General features: G+C 39.0%; 16 protein-coding genes. 15 read left to right on the top strand and 1 reads right to left on the bottom strand.

Annotated elements, in window-relative coordinates:
- The first annotated feature begins 207 nt into the window (after positions 1 to 207).
- Positions 208 to 1,500, top strand: a complete 1,293-nt coding sequence (locus AC0L4E_RS08615) for an alkaline phosphatase family protein (protein ID WP_473678856.1) — start codon at positions 208 to 210, stop codon at positions 1,498 to 1,500.
- Between the two features lie 180 nt (positions 1,501 to 1,680).
- On the opposite strand, the gene AC0L4E_RS08610 is transcribed toward AC0L4E_RS08615, so the two are convergent.
- Positions 1,681 to 1,929, bottom strand: coding sequence for a YdcH family protein (locus AC0L4E_RS08610; RefSeq protein WP_473678855.1), 249 nt, complete (start codon positions 1,927 to 1,929; stop codon positions 1,681 to 1,683).
- A 315-nt stretch (positions 1,930 to 2,244) separates the two neighbouring features.
- Between AC0L4E_RS08610 and AC0L4E_RS08605 the strand changes: the two genes are divergently transcribed.
- The 14 genes from AC0L4E_RS08605 to hypA all read left to right on the top strand — a co-directional run bounded on the left by AC0L4E_RS08605 (position 2,245) and on the right by hypA (position 20,069).
- Positions 2,245 to 3,120, top strand: a complete 876-nt coding sequence (locus tag AC0L4E_RS08605; RefSeq protein WP_473678854.1) for a hypothetical protein — start codon at positions 2,245 to 2,247, stop codon at positions 3,118 to 3,120.
- A gap of 142 nt (positions 3,121 to 3,262) precedes the next feature.
- Positions 3,263 to 4,996 carry an alkaline phosphatase family protein gene (locus tag AC0L4E_RS08600; RefSeq protein WP_473678853.1) on the top strand — a complete coding sequence of 578 codons (1,734 nt, stop codon included), beginning with the start codon at positions 3,263 to 3,265 and terminating at the stop codon, positions 4,994 to 4,996.
- Positions 4,997 to 5,239: 243 nt separating this feature from the next.
- Positions 5,240 to 7,474, top strand: a complete 2,235-nt coding sequence (locus tag AC0L4E_RS08595) for a tetratricopeptide repeat protein (protein ID WP_473678852.1) — start codon at positions 5,240 to 5,242, stop codon at positions 7,472 to 7,474.
- Between the two features lie 469 nt (positions 7,475 to 7,943).
- A complete protein-coding gene (gene hyaA, locus AC0L4E_RS08590) occupies positions 7,944 to 9,080 on the top strand; it encodes a nickel-dependent hydrogenase small subunit (protein ID WP_473678851.1) in 1,137 nt (378 codons plus the stop codon).
- A gap of 3 nt (positions 9,081 to 9,083) precedes the next feature.
- Entirely contained in the window at positions 9,084 to 10,787 is a 1,704-nt protein-coding gene (gene hyaB / locus AC0L4E_RS08585) for a nickel-dependent hydrogenase large subunit (RefSeq protein WP_473678850.1), read from the top strand.
- 29 nt (positions 10,788 to 10,816) lie between these two features.
- Positions 10,817 to 11,482 carry a Ni/Fe-hydrogenase, b-type cytochrome subunit gene (cybH, locus tag AC0L4E_RS08580; protein WP_473678849.1) on the top strand — a complete coding sequence of 222 codons (666 nt, stop codon included), beginning with the start codon at positions 10,817 to 10,819 and terminating at the stop codon, positions 11,480 to 11,482.
- 3 nt (positions 11,483 to 11,485) lie between these two features.
- Positions 11,486 to 12,040, top strand: a complete 555-nt coding sequence (locus AC0L4E_RS08575) for a HyaD/HybD family hydrogenase maturation endopeptidase (RefSeq protein ID WP_473678848.1) — start codon at positions 11,486 to 11,488, stop codon at positions 12,038 to 12,040.
- Entirely contained in the window at positions 12,033 to 14,027 is a 1,995-nt protein-coding gene (locus tag AC0L4E_RS08570) for a hypothetical protein (protein ID WP_473678847.1), read from the top strand. Before AC0L4E_RS08575 ends, AC0L4E_RS08570 begins: the two co-directional genes overlap by 8 nt.
- Positions 14,028 to 14,036: 9 nt before the next feature.
- On the top strand, positions 14,037 to 16,529 hold the full coding sequence (gene hypF, locus AC0L4E_RS08565; RefSeq protein ID WP_473678846.1) for a carbamoyltransferase HypF: 2,493 nt from the start codon (positions 14,037 to 14,039) through the stop codon (positions 16,527 to 16,529).
- A gap of 105 nt (positions 16,530 to 16,634) precedes the next feature.
- A complete protein-coding gene (gene hypB / locus AC0L4E_RS08560) occupies positions 16,635 to 17,351 on the top strand; it encodes a hydrogenase nickel incorporation protein HypB (RefSeq protein ID WP_473678845.1) in 717 nt (238 codons plus the stop codon).
- A 1-nt stretch (position 17,352) separates the two neighbouring features.
- Positions 17,353 to 17,595 (top strand): HypC/HybG/HupF family hydrogenase formation chaperone, encoded by a 243-nt coding sequence (locus AC0L4E_RS08555; protein WP_473678844.1) that lies wholly within the window; start codon positions 17,353 to 17,355, stop codon positions 17,593 to 17,595.
- Positions 17,595 to 18,722: a hydrogenase formation protein HypD gene (gene hypD / locus AC0L4E_RS08550; RefSeq protein WP_473678843.1), complete on the top strand. Its 1,128-nt coding sequence runs from the start codon at positions 17,595 to 17,597 to the stop codon at positions 18,720 to 18,722. The genes AC0L4E_RS08555 and hypD overlap by 1 nt, the downstream gene beginning before the upstream one ends.
- Positions 18,709 to 19,722: a hydrogenase expression/formation protein HypE gene (gene hypE, locus AC0L4E_RS08545; protein WP_473678842.1), complete on the top strand. Its 1,014-nt coding sequence runs from the start codon at positions 18,709 to 18,711 to the stop codon at positions 19,720 to 19,722. Before hypD ends, hypE begins: the two co-directional genes overlap by 14 nt.
- Positions 19,722 to 20,069, top strand: a complete 348-nt coding sequence (gene hypA / locus AC0L4E_RS08540) for a hydrogenase maturation nickel metallochaperone HypA (RefSeq protein ID WP_473678841.1) — start codon at positions 19,722 to 19,724, stop codon at positions 20,067 to 20,069. Before hypE ends, hypA begins: the two co-directional genes overlap by 1 nt.
- Positions 20,070 to 20,162: the final 93 nt, after the last annotated feature.

Raw genomic sequence — 20,162 nt, 5'->3', positions numbered from 1 at the left:
ATCCTAAGAATGTCATAAACAAAAGCTATTATGATAAACCGATAAATACATTAAGCTAATATCTAATCGAGTTATCGAATCAAACTGTATCATCGAAATATTCCATTTCTTATTGATTAGCTTTTATTAGTTACTGGTATTTATCAATTATTTTTTATCCATTATTTTTTATCCATTACCTCAAACATTCATGCAAAGGGAACAATCGTGTTCAGAAATCACAAGCTCACAAGATTATTATTAGCTACAAGTGGACTGCTTTTTTCTTTATCCATTTTTGCAGCAAACAAGTCATCAATTCCAACTCAAAAAGATGATGTACAATCAAACCAGCAATATGTATTACTGGTGTCTATCGATGGTTATCGCCACGATTATAATGATTTACATTCCCCAAAAAACATCAATCAGTTTGCAGATAAAGCTGCGACAGTAAAGTCCTTCATCCCATCTTTTCCAACAGTCACATTTCCTAATCATTTAACTTTAGTGACTGGGCTTTATCCGGCTAATCACGGGATAATTTCTAATCGCTTTTATAATCCAATACTAGAACGTGACTACGCTATGAGTATTCATGATGCTGTGACAGACGGACAGTTTTATCAAGGCACACCGTTATGGTCTTTAGCTCGCCAACAAGGTTTGAAATCAGCCACGTATTTTTGGCCAGGCTCGGAAGCAGAAATAGCCGGTTTTAGACCAAACTACTGGTTAAAATATGATGGAAGAACACCAAACGAAGAGCGAGTTCAGCAGGTAATTGATTGGTTTAATTTACCAGTAGACGAGCGACCACAATTTGTTACTTTGTATTTTTCTGATGTAGATAGTGCTGGCCATCACCATGGCCCTGAAGCACAACAAACTTACGATGCAGTTCAATATATAGATAAAATGATTGGGGATCTGTTAACTGGTATAGATGCCCTTCCATTTGATGTTAATGTCATCATCACGTCAGATCATGGCATGGCTAAAGTTGATGAATTCGATCGTATGTATACTGATAAACTTATTGCAGAAAATGAACAACTTATAGAAAAGTTTACCTTCAACAACGATGCAGCATTTTCCTTAGTTACAGCGACAGGCAAAAACAAAACAGCAGATTTATTAGCACTGAAGTTGTTAGTCGATAAAGTTGAAGGTCTCGAGTTTTATTTACAGAAAGATGTTCCAGCACATTTGCACTTTACAGATAATCCATCTATCGGTGATGCCATTATCATTAGTAATAACCACTATATTACTAGTTCCGACGCAAGACCGGGCGTTATTGGTAAACATGGCTATGACCCAAGAGTTATTACAGATATGAATACCGTTTTATATGCGCAAGGGCCTGCATTTAAAAACAAAGCATTAGTAGAAAAAGCTGAAAACATACATCTATATCCACTAATGGCTCAAATTTTAGGCTTAACCATCACAGAAGAAATTGACGGTGACTTATCAGTACTCAATCCCCTACTAAGTCCACAACTCACTGACAAGTAAGCTTGATAGTAGATATGATTAACTTATTATTGGAAATTAAATAATCATGCTCAAGCTTGCCTAGCAAAATAAAGGAAGACTCTTCACTTTTTTGCTAAGTTTAGTGTTAAAAATAAAGCCAGAAGAACATATTGTCTTCTGGCTTTTTTGTCATAATCTAAGGTGGCTATTTGAAAAGAATTACGATTTTTCCGAAGCCATAATTTTATGGTATAGCTTGTCTTTCATATCTACACGGTGTTGCTTTAAATCATGTATAGATTCATCTGATATTGGAGAATCTTTTAATTCAAGTTCACGAATTTGTTGATCTAGCTTGTCATATTGTTTCAACACTTCGGCAAACTCAGCATCGCTGTTATTAAGGGATGTAATGGTATCTAAGTGATCTGGAAATTCATTTCTAAGAGAGTGATTTTCACCTAACATAAAAGCCTCTTTTTTGTTGATTAATCAGTAATACACGAATAAAAACACATCTGTTTAAGTAGCAATTGAAAGCTTATATAAAATGTAGATCAACCAGATTAAAATACAAGCACTTTTTTACTTCACAAGCCAGTTAGAAAAGTCCAATTGACATAGATAACCAGCAGAGAGTTCGTAGCGACGTTTCTAATCAAACATATGTCTAAATCATAAAGAAAAAACAGTTCGAATTTTATAAAACTTGCATATAAACCAAAGAATCACTGTAAAATAGATAACTTATCTCTTTTAGCTAATATTTCATTTGGTCTTAATATGTTGCCTATCGAACAATCTCCTTTCAAAAAAGTTACCATTATAGGGAACGCAAATGGCGACTGGGCAGCGGCTAAACACGGTTATACTATTATTTTCAATGGTACAGTGGCTACTGGTAACCAAATAATCAATGTGTGTAATGGACCTTATGCGGGATCAACTGAAGATTTTGTTGTTACAGGTGAACACAGCCAATGGTTAACTCAGCAATTATCCCGCGTCGCAAAAGAGCTTGAAACAAAGCTCCAATGCTGGCCTTCGTCAGGCCTAGTGTGCTTTGCATTATTCAGCCAATTAGGTATCGAATTATCTCTGTCAAGAATGTCTTTGCTACCAAGCTTAAATCGAGGCGGTGCGCTAACGGAATCAGAACATTTACCTTGTGTTGTTCATAATTGGCTAGGCGAACGTAGAATAGCAATTGAATATCATTTGAATGCTAAAGAAAAAAACATTGAAGGTGCAAATAGCCTAGCAGATTGGCCAGAATTACTACTTACTGAGGAATCTTCATCCTCTAAATCAACTCTTGAACAGACTAAAGAACAAAACAGAGCGCAAATAAAACCACGTAGTTCAATGAGCTGTGACAATTTAGATCCCTTTACACTATTTATTCGTTTGTCAGAGCAGAAGCACAAGACAGAATCTGGGCTACAAAACTTAGTTTTATTAAGTCAACTGCAACTATCGACTTGGTTAAATGATTTATCTCAGCAAAAGTTACTTGTTATAGAGCAGCTTTTGTTTAATCAACATCCTCAAACAACGACAGGTTTTTGGTACCTATCGGATAATGAAGCTTCAGCCTATTTAGATCCAATTAGGTTTAAATTAGCATTGTGTCAGCAACACCTACTTGGCTATAACTAATCTGTTTTATTTAATTCTTTAAGTATTTTCAAGACTAAATCCAACTATCAACACCAAAGCCTTATTTATCATTACTGTATTCTCTGCTAAAACTATTATTACAAGGAATTGTGGTTACAACCTATTTTAAAAGGAAGATTTAATGAAATGGCTGCCAAATTTGTCACTAGTAGCACTAACAACTATTACAGCACTCTCTATTAGCTCATCTATAAATTATGCCTATGCTGAACAGCCTAAGTTAATAGTTCAGATAACGGTTGATCAACTTCGTGGAGATTTACTGCCTCGTTATCAACAACACTTTTCAGATGAGGGTTTTGGTTTTTTAATCAACGAAGGTATCTATTACAAAGAAGCTCATCATCAACATGCCATTACTGAAACCGTAGTTGGGCATACCACATTAGCAACAGGCGCTCATCCTTCTGCACACGGTATGGTGAGTAACTTATGGTTTGATAAACAACTACAACAGCCTATTTATAATGTGCAAGATAAAGCTCACCCACTATTAAGCGCTAATGCTGCTGTAGACGCTAAAAATGAGATTGATCCCACACAAAAAGCCAGTAAGGTTGAAGGACGTTCGCCAAAAAATATTATGGCAACTACATTCAGTGATGAACTAACCGCAAGCAATAATGGCCAATCTAAAGTGTTTGCTGTTTCAGTTAAAGATCGAGGTGCGATTACACTCGCAGGTCACACAGGGAAAGCTTTTTGGTTTTCAAAGTCAGCTGGCGAATTTGTTAGTAGTGATTATTACTTTGGCCAATATCCTCAATGGGTAACGAATTGGAATAAACAAAATCCAATTTCTCAGTACGCCGATACTCAATGGACACTGACTAAAAACAAAGACCAATATATATTTGGCGACAATAAAGCCCATGACTGGAAAACAAAGTTACCAGGTTATGGTGTTACCTTCCCGCACAATTTTGGCCCTAGTGATAACCCTTACTTCAGTACATTTTTAACCGTCAGTCCCATTGGTGATGAAATGACGGCTAACTTTGCCAAACAAGTCATTATTGAAAACAAACTAGGCCAACGCCAAATCAATTCAAGCAAACAAAACAGCAATCCTGTCACTGATTACCTATCAATAAGTTTTTCATCTACAGATTATGTCGGTCACATTTTTGGCCCGTCGAGTCTAGAAGCTGAAGAAAACTTATTAAGGCTTGATCGCACCTTAGCTTCCCTATTTGAATTTATTGATAACAAAGTCGGTTTGGATAACACACTAATAGTATTGTCTGCAGATCATGGCGCACCTGAAGCGCCTGGGTATTTAACTCAATTTGGAATTAAAGCTGAGCATTTTGATTTATCCTCCCTTGAAACAAATAAGGAGATTCAATTACTTAAATCAAAATGGAATATTAAAGGTAACCTGTTTGCCAATGCTTGGCAGCCATATATCAATTTAGACCATGATAAATTGGTTAAACAAAAGGTCTCTTTAGCACAAGCATCTAACGAAGTAGCACAAGTGCTAAATAGTGTTGCAGGCATTCACCGTGCCTACAGTTTTGACAAGCTTTTAAACGGTAATGTACCTAAAGATGAAATTACTCAAAAGGTTCAAAATAGCTTTTATCCCAGTCGCTCGGGTGATATTTATTTAGTATTTGAACCTAATGTGTTTGTTGCAGATTTTGATGGATTAAACGTTGCATCTGTACACGGTTCGCCTTGGCGGTATGACACCCATGTTCCTATCATTTTTGCAGGCTTTAGACTCAAACCACAAGTAGTCAATAGACCAGTAGCCACTGTTGATTTAGCACCGACCTTAAGCGCGATTGTTAATATCAATGCCCCTTCCAGTGCTGCTGGTTACCCATTAAAGGAAGTGATCAAATAACAATCTAGTTTTAATGATTCTTTTAACACATTTCTGACTACGGTATTTAACGGCTGAATTTATTCAGCCGTTTTTGTGCTTAATAACTATTGTTCACAGTACTCAATAAATTAACAGTAAATTTTAATATTGATATTTTCATAAGTGCGAATCCATTTTTCTCAAATAGACACAGCTTAGGTGTTGGATAATTGTTAATTAGACCTTAGACTGGGGTTAATTAATTAAAAATGCAGTTTTAATATGAAATTCAATCAGCTAGTTACCATTATATGTATAACCGTGCTTTCTTTTTGTTATCACAAAAGGGCTTATTCTGCTGATTATGTCGGTGTCGAACAATGTGTAGACTGCCACCAGCAAGAGTATAACGATTGGAAAACTTCACACCACAACATGTCTATGAGACATGCCACTGCAGAATCTGTTTTAGGTGACTTTAACAATGCAACATTGGTTGTAAACACACAAACCCATCGTTTCTTCAAAAAAGGCACCGATTATTGGGTTAGTACTAAAGGACCTGATGGCCAGTTTCATGACTATCAAATCAGTTATACCTTCGGATATGAGCCATTACAGCAATATATGGTCAAATTTCCTGACGGACGTGTACAACTGATTCCACTAGCTTGGGACAGTCGTGATAAATCACAAGGCGGTCAAGTTTGGTTTCACCTTTACCCTGATATGGACATTCATGATGAATTTTTTTGGACCAATAATGGACAAAATTGGAATTACATGTGCGCAGATTGTCATTCCACAAACATCAATAAAAACTATGACGGTAAAACAAATAGCTATGATACGACTTGGTCTGAAATCAATGTCGCTTGCGAAGCTTGTCATGGGCCTGCAAGTGACCATATTAAGTGGTCAAAACAACCAAGCGAACAAAACAGTAATATGGGGTTTAATCGTAACTTAAAACCCAAAGTTAACTCTTGGGAATTTAATAAAGGACAAAAGATACTCCAACCTAAGCAGTTATCAGACTCAGACCAATTGAACACTTGTGGTCAATGTCATAGTCGTAGAGCGCAATTAAATAATAATCATGACCATGTAAAATCCGATTTTTATGATAAATACATGCTTAACGCCATCACTCCAGAATTGTATTATCCTGACGGCCAAATTTATGATGAAGTTTTTGTATTAGGATCATTCAAGCAGTCTAAGATGCACAAAGCTGGCGTCGTATGTACTGACTGTCATAATCCTCACAGTAATAAACTAGTAGCACCTAAAGAAGCTATTTGCTTTAAGTGTCATGTCCCTAATGAATATACATCGGCTAAACATAGCCAACATCAAGATGGCAGTGAAGCCTCATTATGTGTCACTTGCCATATGCCCAAAACAACTTATATGGAAATCGACCCAAGAGCCGATCATAGCTTTCAAATACCAAGACCAGACATCAGCCAGCAAATTGGTACACCAAATGTTTGTACAAGTTGCCACACCAAAGAAACCAATCAATGGGCTATTAATGCACTAGCGAAACAGTTTCCTAATTCTAGTTACCAACAAAGCGATCATTTCGCGATAGCATTTGCACAAGCTGGCGCAGGAATACCAACTAGTGGTGACTCGCTGTCTTACATTGCTCAAAATAGTCTCGAAGCTAACATTATTCGTGCTTCTGCTCTTTCAAGAATGGATAGATTCCCTGGTCAAAATGCCATGGTTGCAATAATGCGCGGGATAAAACATCAAGACCCTCAAATTAGAATAGGCGCCGTTGCAGGTTCTGCAGCTTACCCATTTGAAGATCGCTGGCAAATTATCAGCCCATTATTACAAGATCCTGTTTTTGCCGTTAGAACAGAAACTGCAGGCGCATTAGTTATTAATTGGCTAAATATGAATGCTAGCCAACAAGCATTGTTGACCCCTGCTTTAAATGAATACATCGAAATTCAGCAATTTAATTCTGACAGAGGTTTTGGGTTAATGAACCTCGCTAATATCCACCGTGCTAAAGGTGAAGTTAAACTAGCAGAACAGACTTATTTAAAAGCGATAAAGGTTGAACCCATTTTTGCCACCAGTTATGTCAATCTCGCTGATTTATATCGACAACTTGGTGATGATGAAAAAGCACTAGCGCTACTAAAGAAAGGAATTAAAAACCAACCTCGATCAGCAACATTACGTTATAGCGCAGGTTTAAACTTATATAGGCAACAGCAACTTAATGGTGCAATTGATTACTTCACTCAAGCAACTGAAGTTGAATCAACTAACGCTCAATATTGGTACGTTTTAGGCTTAGCCCAAGAAAAAATAAATGTTAGTAAAGCAATGGTATCCATATCGAAAGCTTATGATGTGGGTAGAAACCCTCAACACCTTTATGCCTTATGTGAATTTAAAATTAAGTATCGCGCCCCAACAACTCAAGCGTGTTTAGATAAACTCGCTAAAATTGTTCCGCCGCAGGTTATAAAACAGCTTACAGGTGGTTAAAGGCAGGTTTAAAATCACAATTTATGCTATTAAAACTTTGCCCATGAACTTCTACTTCGATTATAAGGGCAAAGTTATTTTATTGATTTGTTTGCGAGCTAACTTTTAACCACTGAAACTAAGAAAATTGTTTCCATTAAAATATTAACTAATCAGAACAGTTTTCAAATACAATAAAATGTGTGTTTACAGCTATTCAATAATTGCATTTCCACAAAATGCAATCCACATTACGAAAACTGCAATAAGCGACTGTTTAATTTGACCTAGCACAGGATTCAGAATTAAAACGCCAACACATCACTGCTCACTAAATTAGCGTTTTTTGATTAAAATCAAACCAACAATCATTGTTTCGAATAAAATCCAATCAAGTGTTTTAATATTGATTCAAATCAATATGACCATTTTTTTACTCTTTATATTGTGTTGACGCAGTTTAATCCTCCAACATGGAAAAGGTTAAAACATGGATACACATGCAGCTTTATATCAGCGGTGTAAAACCCGCCTAGAACAATTAAAACAAACAGCGCCTCGTCAAACCGTAACACTCGATGAAAAACTAAAAGAAAACGGTATTACGAGACGTGAGTTTATGACCTGGAGCGCATCCGTTACCGCTCTACTTGCACTACCACTTCCATTTACAAGTTTAGTTTCCGAAGCCGCCGAGCTTGCAGATAGAGTCCCCCTTATTTGGTTACATATGGCCGAGTGTACTGGTTGCTCTGAATCCCTTATACGTACCGACACTCCAAATCTTGATAGCTTGATATTTGATCATATTTCCTTGGAATATCATGAAACCTTGATGGCCGCATCAGGTTGGCAAGCGGAAGAAAACCTAGAACACGCAATGGAAGCCTATAAAGGTAACTATCTTTTGGCAGTTGAAGGCGCTATTCCAACAGCAAATAACGGTGCATTTTTAACCGTGGGTTGTAAAGGCCATACAGGTCTACATATCGTTAAAGAAGCTGCAGAAGGCGCTGCCGCAATTATCTCAGTAGGTACTTGCGCAGCATTCGGCGGTGTTCAAGCTGCTGCGCCAAACCCTACAGGCGCGAAAGGCGTTCAAGATGTGATTAATAAACCAGTCATTAATTTAGGTGGCTGTCCTCCAAGTGAAAAGAACATTGTTGGTACATTAATGTACTTCATCATGTTCGGAAAACTCCCAGCTTTAGATATGTTTAACCGACCTAAATGGGCTTATGGCGCACGAGTTCACGATAACTGTGAAAGACGTGGACGTTTTGATGCTGGTGAGTTTGTAGAAACCTTTGGCGATCAAGGCGCAAAAGATGGTTACTGCCTTTATAAAGTAGGTTGTAAAGGCCCTTACACTTACAACAATTGCCCAACAGAGCGCTTTAATCATCACACTAGCTGGCCAGTATTAGCAGGTCATGGATGCATTGGCTGTTCAGAGCCTAACTTCTGGGACGATATGGCTGATTTTGAGAAACCATTAGGCAGACAACTATTACATGGGGTAGATGCTACAGCAGATACCATTGGTGCAGTCATACTCGGTGCGACTGTTGTTGGTATCGGTGCACATGCCGTTGCAAGTCTTTTTGCTAAGCCTTTAGAGGAATAACCCATGAACAAACGTGTCGTAATTGATCCTATTACTCGAATTGAAGGCCATCTGCGTGTTGAAGTCGAGGTTGATGAAAATAATGTCATTAAAAAGGCTTGGTCATCTTCAACCCTTTGGCGTGGTATCGAAGTTATTTTAAAAGGCCGTACACCAATGGATGTTGGTCTAATCGTACAACGCATTTGTGGTGTTTGTACCTATTCTCATTATCGCTGTGGTACTGAAGCTGTTGAAAACGCGCTAGGCGTTAAAATTCCTCTTAATGCCAAATATTTGCGTTCGTTAATGCAAACATCATTGTATATGCATGACCATATTGTTCATTTCTACCATTTACATGGATTAGATTGGGTCGATGTGGTTTCTGCGCTAAGCGCAGATCCTGCACTCGCTGCCCAAGAAGCACTTAAATATACTGCTAATCCTATTGCAGCTGGTGAAGGTGACTTACGTGCAGCGCAAGAGCGTGTAAAAGGCTTAGTTGATACCGGTAAATTAGGCCCATTTGCTAATGCTTACTGGGGCAATAGAACCTATAAATTCACACCAGAACAAAATCTAATCGCGTTATCTCATTATCTTAAAGCACTTGAAGTTCAGCGCATCGCAGCGGAAATGCTTGCAATATTCGGTGGTAAGTCCCCTCACCCTCAGTCTTTAGTTGTCGGTGGTGTGACATCGGTACGTGACATGCTTAGCCCTGCACGATTGCAAGAATGGAAACAAAAGCACGCAATAGTTCAAGACTTTATTTTACGGGCTTATAAAGCCGATATCGTCATGGCAGCTGCCGCATTTGGTACAGAACCGAGTGTGCTTGGCGGAGTCAATGTTAAAAACTTCATGGCAACCAATGATTTCGTATTAGCTGATGGTCAATACATGTTCGATCAAGGCGTTATCATGAACGGCGATTTAGCTGGCGTTAGCGATATTGACCCTGACTCGATTAAAGAAGATGTCACTCATGCATGGTATGACGCTGATGAAGCACAACATCCATATGAAGGTACTACCGTGCCAAACTATACCGGTTTTGTTGAACGCGATACGGTTTACGGCAAGTTACCTACAGTTGATGGCGACGGCAAATATTCTTGGGTCAAATCACCACGATACAAAGACGAACCCGTTGAAGTTGGACCGCTAGCATCATTATTAGTGAGTTACGCCCGCGGCAATAAGGTCGTCGTTGATTCAGTTAATGGTTTACTTGAAGCAACTGGATTACCCATTGAAGCTTTATTTACCACATTGGGACGTACAGCCGCTCGCATGCTTCAAACCGTGATTGTTGCTGAAGAAGGTTTAAAAACCTTTGATGCAATGCTGGTGAACATGCAATCAGATGAAAGCACCTTTGTTACTCCCGAAATTGATTCCAGCAAAGATTATGTGGGACATGCCATGATTGAAGCGCCGCGCGGGATGCTAAGCCATTGGATTAGGATCAAGGGCGGTAAAATTGAAAACTACCAAGCCATCGTACCGACCACATGGAATGCTGGACCTGTAGATGTAAATGGCAAAGTGGGTCCTTATGAAGCATCTCTCATTGGTTTAGAGCTTGAAGATCCAAGTAAACCGCTAGAGGTCATTCGTATTATTCACTCTTTTGATCCATGTATGGCTTGCGCCGTTCATGTCATGGATTACAAAGGCACCAGTTTAGGTGAGTTTAAAATCGATCCCAACGGATTTTAACCAATTAGCCAATCAAAGAGGAATTAATTATGACTCAGGTTGCTACCCACCATAGAGAATTGATTTTCTCGCCTGCTATCCGGATTTTTCACTGGATAAGGGCGTTATCAATCGTGGTGCTTATTGCTACTGGATTTTATATTTCTTGGCCATTTTTAGTGGCGCCAGAATCATCTGATGTATTAGTACAAGGATGGATCAGATTTGCCCATATTATTTTTGGCTTTGCATTAACCAGCATTACTATTATCCGTTTTTACTTGTTTTTCTTTAGTAAAAGCTCGATAGAAAGACGTTCAATGAAAGATGTTCTGAGTATTAAAAGCTGGGTTACCCAGATTAAGTCTTACATCTGGATGGGGCATCTAGACAAAGCAGGTGTATATGGTCCATTGCAGTTTGTTACCTATGTGGCCATTTCGTTTGTGGCCTTATTTATGTGCATTACTGGTTTAGTACTCTATGCCAATGTCTATCATGAAGGTTTTGGCGGATTAATTTGGGATGTTTCTGCGTGGTTTACTGCTTTAATGGGCGGTTTAGCACAGGTTAGGATCTGGCACCACATTCTCACTTGGGTATTCATTGCGTTTATGGTGATCCACGTTTATATGGCCGTTTGGTCAGGTATTCGATTTAAACATAACTCTGTTGATTCAATCGTATCAGGCTATGACTACCACAAGGATCATTAAACTTTGTCTACTACCCTACTTATCGGGATAGGTAACGTATTGTACGCCGATGAAGGTATCGGCGTACATTTCGTTAATTATATCCAAGAAAAATATCAGTTTTCTCATCCGACTGATCAATTAGATTTACTGGATGGCGGCACATTAGCCCAAGGCCTCATTCCAATCCTATGTAAATACGACAATCTAATTGTGGTCGATACCGTTAATAGTCCAGGCGTTAGCCCTGGTGAAGTGTATTCATTTAATTTTGACCAAGCGCCACCAGAAATCGATTGGCAAGGCAGTGCTCATGAAGTTGAAATGCTGCAAACCCTTATCATGATGGAAATGGTTGGCGATAGACCAAACACCCATGTTGTTGGAGTAACACCTACAGTAATCGAACCAATGACACTAGGGCTTACTGCAACAATCCAAGCAGCCGTCCCTACTATGGAAAAAGTATTGCTCAAGCACCTTAAAGAACGAGGCTTTAGTTACCAGCAACAAGCAGAAGTTGATATCAACGCACTTATCCCTGATTCATATAAACGCGGGAACTTACAATATGCCTAAAATCAGTTTTAATTTTCATTGTTATCGCGACATTCCCTTATATGCAGATCTCTGTAATCTTTATCTCGCTGATAACCGTTTTGACTTTACCGTTGGTCACCTCATTAATAATGACCAACACACTAAACATGCCCAGTTTGAACAAGTGCATACTTATTTTTTAGAAGTTGAAGGTTTAGAGGCCGAACTCAGTGCACTAGCAGACGAAATTGCGGCAAAATTTCTCTACTCGATTTGGCTTAAAAGCGCAGAAGTCATAACTATTGAGCATAGAGTCGGCACTAAAACTTGTTTACAACATCAAGTGGTGAATCAACAGTTCTGCAGTGAATGTGAACCTAAGTTGTCAGATATAAGTACAGTCTACGATATCTCTGAAACCTGTCCACAATGCTTTGGTCAACAAAAGCTACAAGGCTATGAACTTGGTTTTAAACAGCAAGATATATGTGACATTGTCGACAGAATAACTCAAGGAGAAGAAGTTTGTTTAGGTCAAACAGATAATCAAATTTACCTGAGTCTTAAACCAATTGTTCAGACAAAATCCTCTCAAGCTTTTGAAGGTCAAACAAGCTCATTACAACAAGTATTGGTTAGCCATCCACAAGTCATCACTTCATCATTTGTTGTCAATAAACAGCAAGCATTAGCCTTATCTAGTTATGAAAAACCATTTATCAAACTCGCACCGATTAAAAATTTCAATACTGGCACTGAACTTAACAGCACTGAACTTAACGATAATGAGCTTAAGGGCAGCGAACTTAACAGCTGTGAACTTAAGAATAGACAGTTAACGGCCAGTTATTACGATGTCACTTTTGCTGATAGTCGTCTGCTCATTAAAATAGCTGCATTACTAAAACATCAACAAATTAACTGGTTATTCATCAATAAACCCGACACAAATACCAGCAATAATTTAACAGTGACATGGTTGAACAATGCTTGGGTTCAAACTAAAACTCTGAGTGATATAACCTTTGAAGCACCAATGCCGAAGCACGATAACAATCGCTACCTTCAATATGATGTTTCATACAAAAAAAATGTGCTCTCTTGTATCAAAAATAACCATGACGAAACCTATAGTACTAGTCATATAGCAAGTAAACCGCTACCAGGTATTGATGCTGCAACATGTGCAATGCACTCAGGTTTATTAAGTACTGGCTGTATTACAAGTGCTAAGGGCTTTTTTGAAGCCACATCAACACTAAAAAGACTCGCTTGTATTTACTGCTCAAGTGAGCAATCAAGTTCTGTGATTACACAAAATGATCAAGGCGATATTAGCTCATTCCTACAATTACCGCTCCTCCCTCAAAGCGGAGCTGAATTGATTAAAGAGTTAACCTCTTCTGATAAAAGTACCATCTTCAAAAAATACTACGACGCTTTTCCAGACACCTTAGCGCAAGTTACAGAGTTCAATCTTGCACCTAATGATCTTCTCGATAGTTTACGAACATTTCTGGCTTATGCTGCGTTAATCGTGCTCCCGACTGAAGAATTAGCTTCTAGCGGTCACAATTCGGTAAATTTATCGACGCAGGAACTAGCAGATAAATTCCACGCATTAGCTCAAACCTATCAAGGTAACAATGCTCCTAGAGTCGACTTTCCATTGTGTGCTATCAATAGCGACGACGATTCGGCCATTCATAGCCGTTCTATCAACTGGAAAAAAACACTGGCTAGTTTAATGAGCTTCAAATTGGCTGGGGCAAATCCAGCTATTTTAGCTTTCGGCTTTTTCGACTCATTTACTGATTATTTAAGTAATTGGATCGATCACCTAGAGCAGCAACAAGGCATAGACGCTGTTGTTTTAGCGGGTAGCGATTTCAGTTATGAGGTATTCGCCAACCGATTATGTATTCGACTAGGTAAAAACTATCCATTAGTGGTCAATAGACAACTTGACTTGGATGGAGCCAACATCGCGATTGGCGGTATGTACCTTGCTAAGCGTCGTCGTTAGGAGCAGTTTATGACAATACATAGTGGTTATCGTCAACAAGTTATTCTGAATATTAACGGTATCGTACAAGGTGTTGGCTTTAGGCCATTTGTTTATCGTCTTGCCACTCAGTCAAATTTGTATGGTTCTGTATTAAATAATCAACAAGGAGTGTGTATTCATCTGCAAGGGATGAATACTGACATAAATAAAGTTGTCCACCAGCTTAAAGTTAATCCACCGCCTCTAGCGCGTATTGATAAGCTATTAATTAAAGAAGAAGCCATAGATTATTCATTAAACGATTTTGTTATTGAAACCAGCAGTAGCCATGAAGATGCAATAGTGTCGATATCTGCTGATAAAAGTGTTTGCGGAGATTGCTTAGTTGAAATGCGCAATCCTAAAAATCGTCATTATCAATATCCATTTACTAACTGTACTAATTGCGGCCCGCGCTATAGCATTATAAATAACTTACCTTATGACCGTTTCAATACCTCAATGGCAGATTTTGTCATGTGTGATGAATGCGCCCATGCCTATAACGATCCTCTTAATCGGCGCTATCACGCTCAACCTGTAAGTTGCCCCAAATGTGGCCCGCAACTGAGTTATGTTCAAAGTAATTCTCAACAAGAAAAAGCATCAACCGTTAATGGTGATATCAGTACTAAGCAAATTATCCATCAGATCGTAAATGATTTGAATCAAGGAAAAATCTTGGCAATTAAAGGGCTTGGTGGCTTTCATATTGTCTGTGATGCAACGAACGATGCGGTAGTTAAGCAGCTAAGGCAGCGTAAACAACGTAAAGCCAAACCCTTTGCAGTAATGGCTACTGACTTAGCTAATGCTAAACAAATGGTTGAAGGGACAGCTAAAGAGTGGCAAATCATCAACTCGGCCGAAAAGCCTATTACGTTAATGCGTAAACGGTCAGATATTAAAATTAATTTAAGCCCTGCCATTGCTCCTGAGCTTGATACATTAGGTGTGTTTTTACCCTATACACCATTACATCACTTATTACTTGAAGCATTCAAAAAACCAATCGTTGCAACAAGTGCAAATGTATCCGGATTGCCCATCATCATCGATGGTAACGAAATCAAACAACAACTTGCACATGTCGTTGACGGTATAGTGGATCATAACCGCCCTATCGTTAACGCGTGTGATGATAGCGTTGTACAGGTTATCGATGAAAAAATACAAGTAATACGCCTAGCTAGGGGCTATGCACCACTGAGTATTCCACTTACGAATAAATTACAGCATCAACTCCTCGCCGTTGGTGCTCAGCAAAAGAACACTCAGTGTTTTGCCTTCAATGAAAGTGCATTTGTGAGCCCGCATATTGGCGATTTACATAATCTTGAAACCAGTGAATACTTTGAACAAACTCTAGCCACATTTAACCGTTTGTATCAGTTTAATGCTGAGCAAATCATCGCTGATAAACATCCTGAATATACCTCTAGTCAGTGGGCCCAAACGCAATCCATTAAGCAACACTTACCACTTGCCAACATACAACATCATTATGCCCACGTATTAAGCATTCTTGCAGTTAACAACTATCAACAACCAGTATTAGCATTTAGCTTTGATGGAACTGGACTCGGGGATAATGGTGAGCTTTGGGGCAGTGAATGTATGCTTGCTGATGCACATCGATATGAAATTAAGTCACATTTTAAATCATTCAAACTGATTGGCGGCGAACAAGCGATAAAACAGCCAGTGCGAATATTATTAGCCCTGTTATTTGAAACCATGTCTGTTGCTGAAATTATGTCACTGCCAATTAATGCCATACAGCAAATGGATAGCTCTACGGTTAACAACTTATTTAATATGTGGACGAATAACAGCGCCTGTATTGAATGTCGATCAGTTGGTCGCATATTCGATGCCGTAGCTGTGGCGCTTAATTTAATCAATCAAAATGATTTTGAAGCACAAGCCGGTATGCTTATTTCAACTCACGCCAATCAAGCGGTGGCTTCAAATAATCAGCAACCCATTTCGAATAATGACGCTACAAACACCTTAAGTTTAATACCAGATATCAAACTCAACAGTCATGAAATTGATAAAGCCGCTAAAGATGCCCACATTCAGGTATTCGAGCCCGCCAATCTTGTCAACCAACTCATTACCCGATTAATTCAAAATAAATCAGAAACATGCACCCAAGGTTTACCACAGTTGACTAATCAATTGTGCTTGGAGTTTATCGACAGTATTAGCCAAACGGTAGCGAATGTAGCCGAGAGATTTCCTAGTCATAAAATCGTGTTATGCGGTGGAGTATTTCAAAACAAACTCTTGTATGAGATGACGTTACGCAAACTTTCTAAGCTAGGTAATGCCAATGGCAACGGCAACGGCAACCAATTTGGATTAGAAGACCGGATATTACCAAGCAGATTAGTACCGATTAACGATGCAGGTATATCCCTTGGACAAATTTGGTATGCATACCAACAGCTAAATAGATCACAAACACAGCATTAAGGCATTAAAGAGTTTCACTTTGCTGATGTTAATCAAAGAATCAATTAAAACCCATGTTAATACTGAATAAGTACAGGTTAAATCGGTTTTTAAAGGAGTATAAAAATGTGCCAAGATTGTGGATGTTCATTAACGGATCACTCAAGCCTACATTCGAATCCTCAACTGAACGATACTAAAACCTTATCCGTCATACATAAGATTTTGGATAAAAATGATCATGAAGCGCAACATAATCGCGAGCACTTTGAAGCGAATAACGTCCGTGCGTTTAACCTTATGAGTAGCCCAGGCAGTGGCAAAACTACACTGCTTGAGCACTTACACGAATACTTACCTAAAAAATACGCTGTGATTGAAGGCGACCTAGAAACATCAAGAGACGCCGATAGATTGATTGCTAAGGGCATTGAAGCCTATCAAGTACAAACAGGCTCAGCTTGTCACTTAGATGCCTTTATGGTGCATCAAGCGCTGCATCACATTGATTTAAAACCTATCGATGTTTGTTTTGTAGAAAATGTGGGTAATTTGGTGTGTCCAGCCAGTTATGATGTAGGTACCCACCACAACATCGTCTTATTATCTGTCCCTGAAGGCGATGACAAAATTGAAAAATACCCTGTCATGTTCCGCCGTGCTGATTTAGTCCTGATTACAAAAATGGATTTAGCTGAGCATTTTGACTTCTCATTAGTTGAATGTCGTAAACAACTTGAGAAGTTAAATCCTGAAGTCACCTTAATGCCCGTTTCAGTTAAAGATCCACAATCAATTACCGCTGTCGCTAATTGGATCCAAAAACACCAAGGGGAAAAATGATATGTGTTTATCTGTTCCTTCTCAAGTTACTGAGCTACATGAAGATGCCACTGTCACAGTCAATACATTAGGTGTTAAAAGGCGTGTGAGCAGTCATCTTATGACAGATCCTTTAGCCATTGGTGACTTTGTTCTTATACACATCGGTTTTGTCATGAATAAAATTGATGAGGTTGAAGCCAATTTAAGTTTAGAGCTCTACAAGGAAATTGTGGAGAAACTCGAGCTTGAGGAGCAGGTTTAATGGAACTCACCGACTTATATCAACAATTCAGAAACCCTGACACAATAAGGGCTTTATCTGAATCGATTAATAGTTTGGCTTCTGAAATTGATTCAAATATAAATATTATGGAAGTATGTGGCGGACATACCCATACGATCATGAAGTATGGGCTTAATCAACTTCTGCCAGATAATATCAAATTTATTCATGGGCCAGGTTGTCCTGTATGTATCATGCCAAAAGAACGAATAGATCATGCTGCTACCCTAGCCCAACTCCCCAAAGTCATCTTGTTGACATTAGGCGACATGATCAGAGTACCCGGCTCTAAAGGTAACCTTGCTAAGTTTCGTGCAAAAGGGGCTGATATCAGACCGCTTTACGATCCAATGGATGCATTAACTATTGCTAAAGAGAATCCAGACAAAAAAGTTATCTTTTTTGCCATAGGTTTTGAAACATCGACCCCCATGACTGCTGTGCTGATTGACCAAGCTGAAAAACAGCAAATCAACAACTTACTATTTCACATTAATCATGTACTAGTACCTCCCGCTATTGATGCTGTTATGGCTGATACCAAGAGTAAAGTTAATGCCTTTATTGGTCCGGCTCATGTCAGCGTCATAAGCGGCGCTAAGATTTACAGACCAGCCGTCGAACAGTATCAAACCCCTGTCGTTGTATCTGGGTTTGAACCAGTAGATGTAATGGAGTCGATACTTCGAATTATTAAACAAAAACATGCAGACATTGCAGAGCTTGATATTCAGTACAGCCGTGCTGTTACAGAAGAAGGCAACCTGACAGCCCAATCGTTAATTAATCAATACCTAACGATTAGAGATACCTTTAGATGGCGCGGATTAGGTCCTATCCCTAATTCAGCTTTGAAGTTAAAACCAGAATTAGCTCATCGCGATGCTGAAATCATCTACATGACAGCACTTCCTACGGCTGAAATTGACGATCATAAAGCCTGTCAATGCGGTGATATCTTACGCGGCTTGTCGAGTCCACCAGATTGTAAGGTATTTGGCCGAGGTTGCAGTCCTGAAACCCCGTTAGGTAGTTGTATGGTGAGTTCAGAAGGTGCGTGTAACGCTTATTATCGATATGCAGGAGTAAACCATGTCCATCCATAAGTTTGATCAAGTTCAACTCAGTCATGGTGGTGGCGGCAAAGAAATGAATAGCCTGATTAACGATATGTTCTTCAAAGCATTTTCAAACCCTATTCTAACCTCACAAGAAGATGCTGCGCATTTACAACTATCAGGTGCAACTGCCTTTACTACAGATTCATTTACCGTAGAGCCTTTATTTTTTGCTGGTGGCAATATTGGCAAATTAGCCATCGCAGGCACAGTTAATGATCTCGCGATGATGGGCGCAATCCCAGAATACTTAAGTTGTAGTTTTATCATTGAAGAAGGCTTTGCAATAAAGGACTTACAAACCATCGTCACCAGTATGGCCGATGAAATGCAACTTAGCGGCGCTCATATTGTGTGCGGCGATACCAAAGTGGTACCTAAAGGCTGCGCAGATGGTATTTTTATCAATACATCAGGTGTTGGCAAAATTATAAAACAAGATATATCGGTTAAGAATCTACAAGCCGATGACGTCATTATCGTATCAAGGGATATCGGAAGACACGGCGCTGCAATTTTAATGGCACGTGACAGCTTATCGTTAGATTCTGAATTAACCAGTGATTGCGCCACTTTATGGCCAATCGTCGAGCAATTAATTGCAGCCAATATTGATATCCATGCCATGCGCGATGCAACTCGTGGGGGCTTATCTGCGGTATTAAACGAATGGGCTAGCGCATCCGACGTTGGAATTAATGTTGATGAAAAAGCAATTCCAGTCTCTTCTGAGGTACAAGGCCTATGCGAACTCTATGGATTTGAGCCTTTCGATTTAGCTAATGAAGGGACATTTATTATCGCCCTACCTCGCGCAGCCGCTGACAAAGCATTAGAAATAATGACTCAATACTGTCATTGCGATCATGCCGCGGTCATCGGCTATGTAACTGAAGAACACAACGGCAAAGTTATCTTGAATACTCCTTGGGGGAGTAGTCGTTATTTAGATATTCCTCAAGGTGAACTACTGCCAAGGATTTGCTAATGCATGAGTACTCAATTGTTATGTCTTTAATGGAGCAAATAGAACAATTAGCTAAAGATAATAACGCAACTGAAATTGTCAGAGTTGATATCAAGGTCGGCGTATTAAGTGGTGTAGAACCACATTTACTACAAAATGCATTTGATACTTTTAAGCTTGAAACCATTTGCCATCAAGCCTTATTAAATATGCAGCTGCAACCATTAGTGATTGAGTGCCGACATTGCCAAGCTCGCTCAGAATTAACTGAACGAAATGTCATCTGTCCCAACTGTAAAAGTCATGATACTCGGGTTATTGACGGTGAGGACATGATGTTGATGCAGTTAGAAATGAATGCAAACTGAGTTATAAACAGAATTTTTTAAGCCGCTTGTTTTTTAAACAAGCATAGAACGAATGTCGTTAAGAAACACAGATTACGATTTGTAAGATTAAAA

The organism is Shewanella sp. GJ50-10 (assembly GCF_055808815.1).
The sequence above is the reverse complement of the archived record's forward strand: the minus strand, read 5'-3'. Positions and strand labels throughout refer to the sequence as shown.